A 14694-nucleotide genomic window follows, 5' to 3' on the forward strand; every position below is an offset into this window, starting at 1 on the left:
CACTGTTTGGAGAAAGATTGTAAACGTTGATTTGATGTTCTTTAAAAAATAATGCAGCCGTATCAAACGCACGTAATACAGTCTCGCTATGTATGTCGAGTAACGTTGGCTGCTTATCATCAGTTGTTTCATAGAAGCGTGGTTTAGAAAAATTGCTCATATCTAAGCCAGCAATAAAAATTTCTGTGTAGTTGAGCGAGTTAACAATTTGTAGGGCGACATAGGCAACGGTAAAGTAATCAAATGTGCCGTTAAAAATGTCTTTTGAGAAACCAAAATCATCGTGAATGAAAAAGTGTTCTGCCGTTTTATTCACGAGCATTTCTTCATCAAGAAACACTTCCATGAGGTCTCTAGTGATTGTTTCGATAGTTTTGATACTACATTGAATATCTGTAAATTTAATTCGTCTAAGAATCATATCTAGACAACGAGGTGTGGTGTAAAAAGTACAATTGCTTTGCAGTACTTTCTCTACCAAATCAAAGCGAGCATCCACAAAATTATGGTCAATGATGATATAGCTGTTGTAATGGATATTGTCCAAAGCAATCGCACCATTCACGCCGATATAGTCTATATCTGTTTTTTGAAAAACTTCATTTGGAAGCTGCTGGATAGAAGGCCCTGTTGCAATCAACATGCACTTTGAAGTTGTTGAGGGTTGAATCATCAAATTATCTGAAACGAGCTGGTTCTTAAAATAAACTTTTTCTAAACGACCATGTTCATTACGTTGTACACGATAAAGCGGCCAGAAACGACGATTGTGTTTATATGTTTTTGGGTAAAAAATCTTATAAATGAATTTATAAATGTTTCGTAATAAAGTATCTGAAAGAGATGGAAGCATTTAAAAACTCAGCAATGATTAAGCTAAAAATCTGTTTATTATCGTAAAAACAGTCAGGACTAGAAAAGTATGGAGAGGGAGATTGTACTATGACAATCTCCCTAATATCTATTAATCATCAAGAGAGAAGCTTTTCTTCTTGAACTTTGATTTAAGACTATCGATAGAGCGAGTGAACCAGCTCTTTTCATCTTCTGGACGAGTCACTTTATTGCCGTGATAATTGATTTGTGTCGCTTTAGAAAAGTCCCCAAAAGGTTCTACTTTATAACTCTCTGGGCGATAACCTGCCGCTAAAGCTTCGTTGTAATACTGATCAAATAGCTCCGTGAGATCTTGTCTTGGATGTGGCATGATTTTTCCATCAAACCAATGTTTTTGTCCTGATGCCTCTAAGCGTGGTAGGGAATATTTGTGACTAAACTGTGTACCCATGTCTGAATAGTGCAGAATTTTAATCTGCTCAGCAGCGAGACCTTCACCATCAATATTATTATAAGAGTCTTGGTAAGGTTGAACTAGCTCAGGCTTATCTTTCAAAAGTTGCATTAGCTTTTTGTGGCCATCAGGATCAGCTTGAATGTCTTTTAAAGCAGGTAAATATTGCTTAGCTTTCTCGCAGTCCCAAACACATGTACATAGGCGAGCTGAATTTTTGCCTCCTTTGGCAATCACGATCGCATCTTCAGCTTTTGGATGCGCCCACAACTCCACGATATCACATAAAACGACGACATCGGCATCCATGTAGATTGCACGCCCTTGAAAGTTACATGATTCTGGAATCGCCCAACGAAAACCTGAAAAAGGTGTTGCCCATTTTTCTGTATGCCATCCTTCGCCAGTTGCTTGATTGGTATACCACGGGCTTTCGGGATCATGGCTGAGTTGCATCCATATAATTTCAACTGGGTGTTGCGTGTGTTTACGAACGCTATAATCTAATACCATCATCTGTTCAAGATCACAGTTGTTAGGGTCGCAACCCACAAAAATTTTAATTGCTTCGCTATTCATATTTACACACTTTTCATAAATTATAAGAATCAATACAACAAAAAAGAGATCCCGTTACTTAGAGAACGGTACAGCAACGACTCTACTCCCTATTGTAATAATTGCCTCCTAAATTTTCTAGTGCTGATGCTATCAAGCTTATATATAACATCTAAATAAAATCAAAAGCTTAAATCAATGACTGCCAAAAAAGACAAAAATTAACGTTTTAACTTTAAGTACTACAAAAAGACGTAAAAATATACAGATTTTTATTTAAATGGAAAAATATTTATATTTAATTATTTTTAAAATGTAATAATATTAAACATATATTTTATACATAACGGTAAAATAATTTTTAAGCTCTTTCTCTATTTAAGAGAAACTATCTTTAGATGAAATTATGAAAAATTTTGTTATTAGTCTTGCTAATGCTCAAGAGCGTCGCAAACATATCGTATCGGAGTTTGGAAAACATCAGGTTGCATTTGATTTCTTTGATGCAATTACGCCTGACCGAATTAACCAAGTTGCTGCAGATTTATTATTAGATATTAAAACAACAGATTTAAGACCTGGGGAAATTGCTTGTTTATTAAGCCATGTGGTTTTGTGGAAAACAGTCGTTGATCAGAATTTAGATTTCATTGGTATTTTTGAAGATGATATTTATTTGGGCGAACAAGCAGCGAAGGTTCTTTCGAGAACTGAGTGGATTCCTGAAGATGGACATATTATAAAAGTTGAAGCATTTTATCCAAAGGTAACAACCTCAATAAAGCTAAAACAAATTAAATGTATCAATCGTAAGTTGATGCCACTTAAGTCAAAACATATGGGGACTGGAGGGTATATTTTATCAAATCAGGGGGCTAAAGCGTTATTGGCATTTATTCAAAGCTATAAGAAATTGATTCCTATTGACCACATTATGTTTAAAGATTATTTGCGACAGGGTAAATATGATGTTTATCAGATGTCTCCTGCTGTTTGTATTCAAGACTTTATTTTGATGCGAGATAAGACAAATTTCCCGAGTTATTTATCTCAAGACCGTAAGTTACGAAAAGGGAATAATATTCGAGTAAATCATAAATTGATGTTTAAAGACAAAATTACGAGAGAGTTTGTCCGACTGTCTGCTCAATTGATTCGCTTTGTAAAAGCAGAGTCAATTGTTAAGATTAAATTTAAGTAATTTACTGTTTGATTTATATAGGTTTTATTTGATCTTAAAGACTGGTGATGTTGACTAAGGCACTGTGAGAAATTAAGATTATCTTTTATTTTTTCATAGTGCATAGGGCTTTTATGCTAACAATTTTTGGCTTTCATACCGATGACAAATTATATAGAAAGCATGCCCAAATTTTGCAACGTTCAGCTGAAAAATTTGATATCAATGTTCAGTTCAGTGAGTTTTCAAAAGATGACTGGCAAAAGATCATCGCCTTTAAACCAACATTCATTGCAGGTAAGAGACGAGACCTAAAAGGTCCTATTCTATTTGTAGATGCTGACGCTATTATTCTTAAGGATATTCGTCCTTTTTTTGAATCGCTTCAAGAAGATATCGCAGTGCACTATATCAATGGTACACGTTTGATTAGTAGTACAGTATTTATTAATGATACGCCAAATGCTCGATTATTGATGGATGAATGGGAGCGTAGACAGTTAAATCAACCGGATCGTTGGGATCAAGTGGTGCTACAAGAACTTGTTGATGAGTGGGTTGAAGAGAAGCGAATTACGCTGAATAAATTGCCACCCAATTATACCTTTATCTTCGATACATCAAGACGTACTTATGGTGATAGCGTTGAGCCAATCATTGAACAACTTCAAGCAAGTCGTGACAAGCGTTGGATTGATAAGTACCAGCGTAGAAATAGTTTCCATCAATGGTTGATGCGAATCCCTTATTTATTAAAAAGTACCAGAAAGATTGTTGGGCGCCATAATGTTGTCAATAATCGAGCAGAAAGCCTTGGTATTGATATTCGTCTTACCATTGATGATTTGATTTAAATGTGTCAATGAATAAAAAGGCTCTATATTTATAGAGCCTTTTTATTACTTATTTTTTTAATAATAGATCGTACAAAATATCGAATAATGAGAAAAAGCTGAGAAAAATTGATTTTTTTAGCTAAGTCTTTTAGCTGTCTTTTCTCTAATAAAAAATCATCTTCTAATTTTGATAGGTAATATTTATTATGTAATTGTTGTTTGTAAGGTTTCTTTCCATTTTTATCTTGCAACCATGAGCCAATAAAATGATGGGTTGCATAATTAACCGGAAGGTCTAAACAAAAATAATGTGATGCATAAATATGTAGTGTGTGATGTCCATTAGAACCACTTTGATTGATGTCTTTAGTTCTATCAATTTTAAATTTTTCGGAAATAATATCAGATATAAAAGAGGTATTTGGCGGTTCTTGATCTGAGTAAGTTTTATTGTGGTAATAGGAGAGAATCTCCTTGCTTAAGCTGTGGTATGGAATAGCTCCCCACACCGCAGTAAAGGGAAGATTAATTGACTCAAATCCACTAAAGGCTTCACATGCTAGAAAATCGTCAAGAGGATGCTTAAGTTCTACATCTGTATCTAGATAGACACCACCAAACTCATGTAATGCCCAAGCACGAACATAATCAGATACGAAAGCATATTTACGTTGTTGGTACGCAGTTTGAGTGAAAATATGCTGATCGACATCAAAGCTTTCTTCATTCCAAAGTTTTATTTCCCAGTCTGGACATTTTTGACTCCAATCACTGATATATTTTTGTAGATGGTCTGGTATCGGTTTTCCACCAAACCAACAATAATGAATAATCTTAGGAATCATAATAAATAAAAGTTTTGAAAATTAATGAAATATAGCACTTTATGAGGACCAGTTTGAATATAAATACTATTTAAAAATAAGGGTATGCATGAAAAATAAAGTTTATTTATAATAATCTTTATTTTCTAAATCACCTCTGAACCTTTTATAGCCCCACATATATTCAGTAGGAAAGCGATTAATCATTTGCTCAACGGTTCTATTCAATGCTGTTGTTGCAATTTCAATATCGCGATCATAAAGTTCAGGATCATTGAGATCATCACAGTAGACATCAAAACCTTCACCATCCTCACGACGGAAACAGCTTAATCCCACCAGACGACATTGAGTTTTTTGCGCCATTTTACTGGCAAGTGTACTGGTGAGGCAGGGGATTCTGAAAAAGGGCACCACGACACCGCCAGAAGGATCGGGAACATGGTCAGGCAGAATCACACTGAAACCACCTTGTTTTAGATTCTTAAATAGCGCTTTGACACCCGAAGCATCAGTAGGTACTAAGGTGGCATTCAGTCGTTGTCGAGCATGTAAAGCAAATGCATTAAAACCACTATCTTTCATTGGTTTATACATGATCGTGGGAGTACCATATTGATTCACCCATGCATTCATCATTTCCCAAGTGCCTAGATGGGGGGTGATGATCAGTGCACCACGAGGGTCGCTAAGAGCATTTGTCAGTACTTCCAAGTGATGCACGGTATGAATCTGTTGGATGCTCCATTCAGGAGGCATTGCCCAACATTTCCCAGACTCGATATAACTCAGACATTGCTTGGTCACACTCTCTCGAGCAAGCTGCTCTTTTTTTCTATGCTTAATTCTGGGTAAGCTAAGCCAAGATTGACTCTAGTTTTCCACAGCATGCTTTTATCAGGATTTTGGTTGATAAAATAAGCTACCACTTTTGCGATACTACGCAAAAATGTTAAAGGTAAAATGCGAAGGAGAGTTACGTAAAAGGACATCGTGCCTAGTCTTGTTTATCTGCGTTGCCTTTGAGAACCATATAAATCAATGCGACAAAAATGAGTAGTGCACCGACAAGACTACTTACGCAGAAGTATAAGATACGTTGATTGGTGTCCATATTGAAAAGTTCATTTGCTAAGATATAGCGCATGAAAAACCACTGTGCCAAAGAAAACACAATAAGCACAATTGCGTGTCGACGCACATCAGAACGCATCGCCATAGGACCGACCTCTCAATAAAAAGCAGCTTATTATGCCACTAGCAAGCATGTTCGCAAAGTAAAACCATGTAATATAAAAAAAACCCTGCATAGCGCAGGGTTTTATACAAACTGAGAAAATTATTTTTCTTCAGCTTTTGGTTTTTCACGTAAACGAATACCTAAGTCACGCAATTGATTTGCTTCAACTGGAGCTGGGGCTTGAGTCAATGGACATTCAGCTGTCTTAGTTTTCGGGAATGCAATCACATCACGAATAGACGATGCACCTGTCATGAGCATGATCAAACGGTCAAGACCGAATGCCAAACCACCGTGTGGAGGCGCACCATAACGCAATGCGTTCAATAAGAAACTGAATTTCTCTTCTGCTTCTTCTTCGCCGATACCTAAAGCTTCAAAAATCGCTTTTTGCATTTCTAAAGTATAGATACGCAGTGAACCACCACCGATTTCAGTACCGTTAAGTACCATGTCGTAGGCTACAGAAAGTGCTTCACCTGGATTGTTCTTAACTTCTTCAACACTTGATTTTGGTAGTGTGAATGGATGGTGAACAGATGTCCATTTGCCATCATCAGTTTCTTCGAACATTGGGAAGTCGACTACCCAAAGAGGAGCCCATTCACAAGTTGAAAGATTCAAGTCATGACCGATTTTCACACGAAGTGCGCCCATCGCATCGTTTACAACTTTGGCTTTATCCGCACCGAAGAATACGATGTCGCCATTTTCAGCACCAACTCGTTTTAATAGATCAAGCACGATTGGCTCGATGAATTTAACGATTGGAGATTGAAGACCTTCGATACCTTTTTCAAGTTCGTTGACTTTGATGTAAGCCAAGCCTTTCGCACCATAGATGCCAACGAATTTAGTGTATTCATCGATTGCACTACGTGGCAGTGAACCTGCGCCAGGTACACGTAAAGCAACGATACGACCTTTAGGATCTTTTGCAGGACCAGCGAATACTTTGAATTCAACGTCTTGCATCAAATCTGCAACGTCAATTAATTTCAATGGAATACGCATATCTGGTTTGTCAGATGCATAGTCACGCATTGCGTCTGCATATGTCATACGTTCAAATTTATCGAATTTTACATTCAATAATTCATTGAACATTTTAACCGTTAAGCCTTCCATTAAATCCATGATGTCATCGTCACTCATGAACGATGTTTCAACGTCGATTTGGGTAAATTCAGGCTGACGATCCGCACGTAAATCTTCGTCACGGAAACATTTAGCTATTTGGTAATAACGATCAATACCACCCACCATTAACAACTGTTTGAACAACTGTGGTGATTGTGGAAGCGCATAGAAGCTACCATTTGAAACACGGCTTGGGACTAAGTAGTCACGCGCACCTTCTGGTGTCGCACGTGTTAAAATTGGTGTTTCAACGTCTAAGAAACCGTGATCTTCGAAATAGTTACGAATAAGATTAGTTACTTTAGAGCGGAAACGTAAACGCTCTAACATTTCAGGACGACGGATGTCCAAGAAACGATATTTCAAACGAATTTCTTCAGAAATATTGGTATTTTCGTCATTCAATGGGAATGGCGGAGTATCAGAAGCTGCAAGAACTTCGATCTCTTTACCTAAAACTTCAATTTGACCACTCACCATGTTGGCATTTTCAGTACCTTCATAACGGCGACGAACGCGACCTGTAATTTTCAAAACAAATTCAGAGCGTGCTTTATCAGCTGTTGCGAATGCTTCTGGGGTATCAGGGTCGATAACGACTTGAACTAAACCATCACGGTCACGCATATCAAGGAAAATCACACCACCGTGGTCACGGCGACGGTGAACCCATCCGCATAAAGTTACTGTTTGATCGATTTGGGCTTCAGTAAGAGAGCCGCAGTAATGAGTGCGCATCATATTGAATTATATATCCAAACTATATTGGCTGTAGAAGGTGAATGCGTAAACAGCGCACCACCAATGAAGGAGAGATTATGCCTTGTTGAACGTATTGTCTCAAGTCTTAATATTTTCCAAACAATACAATGTTGGAAAACTAACCCAAACGGCTTCTACGATCAAAAAATAACAACAATAAACAAGTAATACTCATGAGAATAAGTCCAGTTTGAGAGAATTCATTTATAGACCTACCGATATAAAAATAGCGTTCACTGTTCCAACGCTCAGCTGGAATTTGCACGTGTAAATTCCATACAGCGCAAAGCCCCGCGGTTATAGATACGAGTAAACTTAATAGAAAAAATAATCTTAGTTGAATTGGTATGTGAATGTGCTGTTTGTGGCTTTGATAATAGTTAAGGCACATCCATAGCAAGATCGGTAAGGTCAAGACGGATGAGACAATTTGCAAAATAAAATGTAAAGGATAATTCAGACCCCACAAAGAAACTTCTTGGGCAAGTGCTTTTTTAAATGCAAATGTACGGAAATCAAGATGGGTAAGCCCATCCCAAATCAAATGCGTCGCTGCACCGATCACAATTGAAACACAGCTCATCAAACTAAAGGCAACAAACTGATCAAAACAATGGATATTGAGAGAATGCTGTATAGCTAAAACACGATAGATCACAGGACGGTACAGCAGATACCACAATAAACAAAAAAATAATCCAATTGGCAGATTCGGAAATAACAAACCTGACCATTGATGTGTAAGTGCAATCGTTTCAGTTGTGAAAAGGCGATATAAATCTGGCGCCATACAACCAATTGCGAGAGCAGCAATGGGGAGCTGACCTTTGCTAAATTTGGATAAAGGTGGTGCTAAAACGGCATGTGAAAGGGTAAATGGCATATCGTTTGAAAACGAGCCTTCATAAAATCGTGGAGAAGCAGTGTAGCAAATGTAATTTGCAACTATGTTTTTTATTGCAAAATAAATGAAATGTTATAATATAACAAAAATATCGATAAACTGATTCGAGACATGGTATGTCATTTCCACAGAATATTTTGACCTTATCTATTTTAGCTGTTGTCGCTTTACCGACTTTCGCTGCTGAAAATGAAGAAGTTCAAACTTTAGAAACAATACGAATTAAAGCGCACCCACTAGAGCAAACATCGAAAGATTTTGCAGTTGCAGATACTGTTGTGGATCAAAAGCGCCTTGCTCAAGGTGCTGTTACGATTGGTGAGGCACTTAGTGGTGAGACTGGAATTGCATCCAATCAGTTTGGTGCGGGTTCTAGTCGACCTGTGATTCGTGGTCAAGATGGACCACGCGTAAAAATCTTGCAGAATTCTTCTGAAAATATTGATGTTTCTACTTTATCACCTGACCATGCGGTTACGGTTGATCCAGCACTTGCAAAGCAAGTTGAAGTGATTCGTGGTCCATCGACATTATTGTTTGGTGCAGGCACTGTGGGTGGCTTGGTCAATGTCAATGACAGTAAACTCCCAACACAAATGCCAGAAAAAGGCTATGAAGGTAACGTTGGTTTACGTTACAACACTGGAAGTGATGAAAAATTAGCAACTGCGGGTGTTACTGTTGGTTTAGGTGATCAAGTTGCTTTACGTGTTGAAGGCTTAAAGCGTGAGGCAAATGATTATATTGCCCCAAATTATTTCCATGAAGGTGAAAAAGAGCGTCGTGTCGACAATACCTTTGCCGAAGGGCAAACAGTGAATGTTGGTTTGTCTTGGATTTATGATCGAGGCTTTACAGGCATTTCATATAGCAACCGTCAAGATAAATACGGTCTGCCAGGGCATAGTCATGAGTATGAGAGCTGTCATTTACATGGTCTAAGTCTACATTGTGGAGACCATGATCATGGTGATGAGGATGATCATGACCATGAAGAACATGCACATGATGCAGGGCCTTGGATTGATTTGAAGTCTGAACGATATGATTTCCGTACCGAGCTAGATGATCCATTTGCGGGCTTTAAAAAGTTACGTGCTCAAGCAAGCTATACTGATTATCAACATGATGAAATCGAAGAAGATACCATTGCAACACGCTTTAAAAATAAAGGTTACGATGGGCGTTTAGAGTTAGTACACAATCCAATTGGACCTTGGGAAGGGGTGATAGGTACGCAATATAATCAACAAAAATTAGAATTAACGGGCGAAGAAGCATTCTTAGCTCCGAACACAACAAAAAAATGGAGTGTGTTTGGTTTAGAGCATGCGCAATTTAATGATGTACATATTGAGTTAGCTGCACGTGCAGATCAGCAAAAAATTGATATTGAAGATTCGAGTAAAAAGAATTTTGACGGTTCAGCCTTTTCTGTTTCAGGTGCCGCAAATTGGGAGTTCGCACCAGACTATAAATTATCTTTTGTGGCATCTCATCAAGAACGTTTGCCACTGGCTCAAGAGCTTTATGCAGATGGTGGTCACTTCGCAACCAATACCTATGAATTAGGCAATGATCAACTTGGTAAAGAAAAATCAAATAATGTGGAGCTTGGTTTCCATTTTGATAATGACAAATTTGATTATCATGTTCATGTCTATCATAACTGGTTTGATGATTATATCTATGCACAAACCTTAGATCGTTATAAAGACTTCCGCTTAGTGCAATATACCCAAGATAAAGCACGTTTCTATGGTGCTGAAGCAGAGGCGAATTATCAAGTTTCTTCAATCTATAAGCTTGGCGTATTTGGTGATTATGTTCGCGGTAAGATTGATAATGAAAATGCTCCTCGTGTTCCAGCTGGTCGCTTAGGTACGAAAGTCAATGCAGACTTTGGTGATGGCTTTAGTGGTTCTGCTGAGTATTATCATGTCTTCCAACAAGATAAGATTGCTGCATATGAGACAGATACACAAAGCTATAACATGCTTAATCTTGGTGTAGCGTATTCTGGGCAATACAGCAATGTTGGAGATTATCGCGTGTTCCTAAATGCGAACAATCTGTTAGATGACCAAGTTTATCAACATGCTTCGTTCCTTTCGACGATTCCACAAGTGGGACGTAACTTTACCGTCGGTGTTAATTTTAGCTTCTAATTTTTCACTTAAATCTTATTGAAAAATCAAAGTATAAGCTCTAGCCTTAAACCATTAGGCTAGGGCTTTTTTTGTTTATATGCGTATCTTCCAACGAATCCATCGAAAATTAAACTGGTCAGGTCGACGTTACATGGCAGTCATATTGAGTATTTTTGCGATTGGGTACATTGCTTCGGCGATTTATCACACTGTAAAACCGCTCCCGAAAGGCTTGGATTTTACGGGGCAACTACGTCATGCCAATGTAAAGTTCTTGGCTGATCAGACTTATATGGATGCGCAAGGTCAGCAACAAGTTGATCAACATATATTTAAAGAAGTGTTTCAGTTAATTGATCAAGCACAAACAACCATCGTCTTAGATATGTTTTTGTTCAATCAAGAGGTTGGGGACTCGAAAGTTAAACAATTTCCATTAATGCAAGAGCTGACTGATGCATTGATTGTGAAACGCAAATTAAATCCTGCGATTGAAATTGTGGTCATCACTGACCCAATCAATTCTGTCTATGGTGGGATGACACCTAAGCATTATGCTCAGTTACGTCAAGCGGGTGTTGATGTCATTGAAACCGATTTAAAACCATTACGTGCTTCAAATCCACTTTGGTCAGGTCTTTGGTATATCTGTTGCCAAAACTTGGGGAATAATCCTGAGGGGGGATGGTTAAGCAATCCTTTTGGTAATGAAAAGATTACTTTACGCAGTTATTTAGAATTATTTAACTTCAAGGCGAATCATCGGAAAACGTTGGTTGTGGATACTGCCCAAGGTTGGAAAAGTTTAGTCACTTCTGCTAACCCCCATGATGGTAGTTCTCATCATAGTAATGTGGCTTTAGTTGTTGATGGTGCAACCGCGATTGATGTCCTGCAAACTGAACAAACTGTTGCCAATATGTCGAAAGGTTCAAGTCCTTTTGTGATTATGGGTGGATTAACAGAAGATAAAAGTTTACCTCAAGTTCAAGTCCTGACTGAGAAAGCGATTTATGATGCTGTTTTAAAAATGATTGAGACAGCGAAAAGTAAAGAGTATATCGATATGGCAATGTTCTATTTATCTGAACGTCATATTATTGATGCTTTAAAGCAGGCCCAGCAACGTGGTGTGAACATCCGAGTCCTACTTGATCCGAATAAAGACGCATTTGGCCGCCAAAAAAATGGTATTCCAAATCGTCAAGTCGCTTCGGAACTCAATGCAGCAGGAATTCCAATTCGCTGGTGTGATACGCATGGCGAACAGTGCCATAGCAAAATGTTGGTCAAATACAATAACCAGCAAGCTGAGCTGATTTTGGGTTCTGCAAACCTTACTGCACGTAACCTGAAAAATTATAATCTTGAAACAGATTTTCGCGTGGTTGGCTCAGTGCAAGCACAAGTATTTAAAGATGCAGGGCAGTATTTTGATGCAGCATGGACAAATGCCAATGGTCGTCAGGTGACGGTTGATTATTCAAAATATGCAGATGAATCGAAAACCAAATACTGGATCTATCGTTTTATGGAATGGTCAGGATTGTCGACCTTCTAAAAGAAAAGAGGCGTTAAGCCTCTTTTTTTATTGTGGATTTGGTGGAATAAGTTCATCCAAATCTTTATCAGCCATCTGATCCAGTCCACTTAAATCAGTTTTGATTTTCCACTGGCTTTCATCTTCAACTGGGGTGGGGAGACGTGCCTCTAACCAGTCACAAACAACATCTGGATTAAATTCAGGATGATTACACTGGATCACCCATGCCAAGAAGTCTTTGGCTTCACCATTCATATAAGGTGGTGGAGATACTGGAAAAAATAGTGTCGGTAAACGTTCGTTTGTAGATAAGTAATTCAGCACATGCCCAAGCTCTTGAACTGTTTGCCATGCCAGTGGATGTTCGACATCAATATTGAATTTGAACCACCACGCATGTTGACCATCTGCACCATGTGCCACAATTCGAGATTCTTGCACACTCGGAACTTTGCAGAAAAATTGATAGAGACGATCAAAATTCATTTCAGACACAGACATTGCCTCAAAACCAAAAAAACGATCTTAACATATCTCGATCTCTGATGAAGTCAGTACAGCTAATCCATTGAATAGGGCACTTAATCTGAAAAAATATTATTACAACAGATATGCTGCTTTTTTATTCTAAAATAAAAGGATACTCTGATTTTTAGGGAGATGCAGATGAAACAATCTAAATTTCATATCTATAGTTTGGTTGGTATCTTGAGTTATCTTCCTATTTTAGCTTATGCAAATAATTGGGGGGGATACACAGGTTCGGAAAGACGTTCATATCCTCAAACACCAACGTATCAGCAACCTGCACAAGATCCGTTTGCATTTTCAAATCAGCGCTATACACCGACTGCACCACCGAAAGGCTACTATTATCAGCCTAATCAAAATAATTATTATCCCTATCCGCATCAACGACCTGGTGTTCGGATTGAATATTATCCAGATACGCAATATGAGCACAGCTATCGTAGAGAGTCTTTTGTTGTTGGTAATGAATTACCGAGCGAGTTTCGTAGTGAGCGATATGTGATTCGGGATTGGGATAGCTATTCTTTGCGTGAATCGCCAAGAGGTCGCCATTGGGTGATGATTGACGGTCGTTATCTTTTGGTGACTGATGATAATTTTAGAATTGAAATTATTCGCTGATTTTCAGGTAATTTTCATTTCTTGGTTGAAAATAGGTTCTCCATATTTTCTTGGATTTTATTACAAAGCTTTGCAATGTCATTGGTTTTATTCATGGTTTCTCCTTGAGTTTCTCTTAATCTGATTTCAGATCAAAACTGAGGATCAAACAATGAAAAAGGCAGTCGTTTTACTCGTATCAACTTTAATGTTAGGTGTGTCAGCATCTGCTATGGCGGATTCAAATCGTTGGGATAATCACCATGATTACAAGCACCGCTATGATCAACGTTATGATCGATACGAGCATCGAGATCAACCACGTTGGTCAAATGGTGATCGTGGTAATCATTATGGTCAACGTATTAATTTTAAACGTGGAGAGCGTTTACCGTCAGAATATCGCAACAAACGTTTTATCGTGTCGAATTACCGTTATCACCGCTTATACACGCCACCTCGTGGATATAACTGGATGCAAGTTCAAGGTAAATATGTATTGGTGGATTCGAAATATCGTGTCTATCGCGTTGCATAATACGCATAATCAAAAGCAGGCATTCAAGCCTGCTTTTTTATTTAGGCCAATTCATCATCTTGAGGCTGTGGTGTTTTATTCGCAGGAAGTTGCTGTTCATGCTTTTTACCACGAATCACCGAAGGGTAGTGCCATGAAGCAAAACGAACAACAAGAATTGCCAAAGCCAAAATTAAGATTGATCCTGTAATAATGACCAAGTCCATCGAAGCTTTGTGATTGTGCTGAATATCTGCAATCAATAAACGAGTAAGTGCTGTAATTGCAACATAAATCAAGAAACGAACGGGCATATGATTGGTTTTAAAATAAATCCCGACCATTGCACCGAGTTCAAGATAGATAAATAACAATAAGATGTCATCAATCGTTGCGTACTGTTTAATGGTTAGAATCTCGATGACAGTATGAACGGCTGACCATGCAATCATACAGCCAATGATAAACAGCGCGAGATAATGAAAAGCTTCAACGGCATAGTGACCAAAGCGATCCAATAAACGCTCTAAATTTTCAAGTTTTTCTTTCGAGTTCGACATAAAGATTAGGCTACTCAATATAGGTATATGAGTTTGTTATGCAAATTTTATGCTGAAT

At 38.0% G+C, this 14694-nt stretch carries 14 protein-coding genes and 1 pseudogene; 6 read left to right on the forward strand and 9 right to left on the reverse strand.

Features of this window, described 5'->3' with window-relative positions:
• Positions 1-853, reverse strand: an 853-nt coding sequence (locus tag ACT4_RS11685) for a hypothetical protein (RefSeq protein ID WP_007482478.1), incomplete at its 3' end; no start/stop codon positions are given.
• Positions 854-964: 111 nt separating this feature from the next.
• A complete protein-coding gene (locus tag ACT4_RS11690; RefSeq protein WP_007482480.1) occupies positions 965-1870 on the reverse strand; it encodes a hypothetical protein in 906 nt (301 codons plus the stop codon).
• Positions 1871-2255: 385 nt separating this feature from the next.
• Here ACT4_RS11690 and ACT4_RS11695 point away from each other — a divergent pair, with 385 nt between their 5' ends.
• Together ACT4_RS11695 and ACT4_RS11700 are read left to right on the forward strand one after the other, a co-directional pair.
• Positions 2256-3050, forward strand: coding sequence for a glycosyltransferase family 25 protein (locus ACT4_RS11695; RefSeq protein WP_007482482.1), 795 nt, complete (start codon positions 2256-2258; stop codon positions 3048-3050).
• Positions 3051-3163: 113 nt separating this feature from the next.
• Positions 3164-3883, forward strand: a complete 720-nt coding sequence (locus ACT4_RS11700; RefSeq protein WP_007482485.1) for a putative nucleotide-diphospho-sugar transferase — start codon at positions 3164-3166, stop codon at positions 3881-3883.
• 29 nt (positions 3884-3912) lie between these two features.
• Here the strand turns inward: ACT4_RS11700 and ACT4_RS11705 are convergent, their stop codons facing one another.
• From ACT4_RS11705 to ACT4_RS11725, 5 genes and pseudogenes are all read right to left on the reverse strand, one after another.
• Positions 3913-4710 (reverse strand): glycosyltransferase family 32 protein, encoded by a 798-nt coding sequence (locus ACT4_RS11705; protein WP_007482487.1) that lies wholly within the window; start codon positions 4708-4710, stop codon positions 3913-3915.
• Positions 4711-4812: 102 nt separating this feature from the next.
• A pseudogene (locus ACT4_RS11710) lies at positions 4813-5681 on the reverse strand (lysophospholipid acyltransferase family protein).
• Between the two features lie 5 nt (positions 5682-5686).
• Positions 5687-5908, reverse strand: coding sequence for a hypothetical protein (locus ACT4_RS11715; protein WP_004877311.1), 222 nt, complete (start codon positions 5906-5908; stop codon positions 5687-5689).
• Positions 5909-6028: 120 nt separating this feature from the next.
• Complete coding sequence (gene aspS / locus ACT4_RS11720) at positions 6029-7810, reverse strand: aspartate--tRNA ligase (RefSeq protein ID WP_004877310.1); 1782 nt, start codon at positions 7808-7810, stop codon at positions 6029-6031.
• 139 nt (positions 7811-7949) lie between these two features.
• Positions 7950-8714: a DUF4184 family protein gene (locus ACT4_RS11725; protein ID WP_007482492.1), complete on the reverse strand. Its 765-nt coding sequence runs from the start codon at positions 8712-8714 to the stop codon at positions 7950-7952.
• Positions 8715-8851: 137 nt separating this feature from the next.
• On the opposite strand from ACT4_RS11725, the gene znuD reads away from it, so the two are divergent.
• Both znuD and ACT4_RS11735 read left to right on the forward strand, forming a co-directional pair.
• Positions 8852-10903 carry a zinc piracy TonB-dependent receptor ZnuD gene (znuD, locus tag ACT4_RS11730; RefSeq protein ID WP_007482494.1) on the forward strand — a complete coding sequence of 684 codons (2052 nt, stop codon included), beginning with the start codon at positions 8852-8854 and terminating at the stop codon, positions 10901-10903.
• A gap of 79 nt (positions 10904-10982) precedes the next feature.
• Positions 10983-12446, forward strand: a complete 1464-nt coding sequence (locus ACT4_RS11735) for a phospholipase D family protein (RefSeq protein ID WP_007482496.1) — start codon at positions 10983-10985, stop codon at positions 12444-12446.
• A 27-nt stretch (positions 12447-12473) separates the two neighbouring features.
• Here ACT4_RS11735 and ACT4_RS11740 read toward each other — a convergent pair whose 3' ends face one another.
• Complete coding sequence (locus ACT4_RS11740; RefSeq protein ID WP_171054815.1) at positions 12474-12923, reverse strand: hypothetical protein; 450 nt, start codon at positions 12921-12923, stop codon at positions 12474-12476.
• Between the two features lie 171 nt (positions 12924-13094).
• Here ACT4_RS11740 and ACT4_RS11745 point away from each other — a divergent pair, with 171 nt between their 5' ends.
• On the forward strand, positions 13095-13580 hold the full coding sequence (locus ACT4_RS11745) for an RcnB family protein (RefSeq protein ID WP_007482500.1): 486 nt from the start codon (positions 13095-13097) through the stop codon (positions 13578-13580).
• Between the two features lie 151 nt (positions 13581-13731).
• Positions 13732-14097: an RcnB family protein gene (locus ACT4_RS11750; protein WP_004877296.1), complete on the forward strand. Its 366-nt coding sequence runs from the start codon at positions 13732-13734 to the stop codon at positions 14095-14097.
• Between the two features lie 41 nt (positions 14098-14138).
• Here the strand turns inward: ACT4_RS11750 and ACT4_RS11755 are convergent, their stop codons facing one another.
• Positions 14139-14636: a phosphate-starvation-inducible protein PsiE gene (locus ACT4_RS11755; RefSeq protein ID WP_004877295.1), complete on the reverse strand. Its 498-nt coding sequence runs from the start codon at positions 14634-14636 to the stop codon at positions 14139-14141.
• Positions 14637-14694: the final 58 nt, after the last annotated feature.

Source organism: Acinetobacter sp. NBRC 100985 (genome assembly GCF_000241225.1).
Classification (GTDB): domain Bacteria; phylum Pseudomonadota; class Gammaproteobacteria; order Pseudomonadales; family Moraxellaceae; genus Acinetobacter; species Acinetobacter venetianus.

Bases quoted from the DNA above. Each gene is read 5' to 3' on its own strand.
- ACT4_RS11690 (WP_007482480.1), bottom strand. From the start codon at position 1,870: ATGAATAGCGAAGCAATTAAAATTTTTGTGGGTTGCGACCCTAACAAC.
- ACT4_RS11695 (WP_007482482.1), top strand. From the start codon at position 2,256: ATGAAAAATTTTGTTATTAGTCTTGCTAATGCTCAAGAGCGTCGCAAA.
- ACT4_RS11700 (WP_007482485.1), top strand. From the start codon at position 3,164: ATGCTAACAATTTTTGGCTTTCATACCGATGACAAATTATATAGAAAG.
- ACT4_RS11705 (WP_007482487.1), bottom strand. From the start codon at position 4,710: ATGATTCCTAAGATTATTCATTATTGTTGGTTTGGTGGAAAACCGATA.
- ACT4_RS11715 (WP_004877311.1), bottom strand. From the start codon at position 5,908: ATGGCGATGCGTTCTGATGTGCGTCGACACGCAATTGTGCTTATTGTG.
- aspS (WP_004877310.1), bottom strand. From the start codon at position 7,810: ATGATGCGCACTCATTACTGCGGCTCTCTTACTGAAGCCCAAATCGAT.
- ACT4_RS11725 (WP_007482492.1), bottom strand. From the start codon at position 8,714: ATGCCATTTACCCTTTCACATGCCGTTTTAGCACCACCTTTATCCAAA.
- znuD (WP_007482494.1), top strand. From the start codon at position 8,852: ATGTCATTTCCACAGAATATTTTGACCTTATCTATTTTAGCTGTTGTC.
- ACT4_RS11735 (WP_007482496.1), top strand. From the start codon at position 10,983: ATGCGTATCTTCCAACGAATCCATCGAAAATTAAACTGGTCAGGTCGA.
- ACT4_RS11745 (WP_007482500.1), top strand. From the start codon at position 13,095: ATGAAACAATCTAAATTTCATATCTATAGTTTGGTTGGTATCTTGAGT.
- ACT4_RS11750 (WP_004877296.1), top strand. From the start codon at position 13,732: ATGAAAAAGGCAGTCGTTTTACTCGTATCAACTTTAATGTTAGGTGTG.
- ACT4_RS11755 (WP_004877295.1), bottom strand. From the start codon at position 14,636: ATGTCGAACTCGAAAGAAAAACTTGAAAATTTAGAGCGTTTATTGGAT.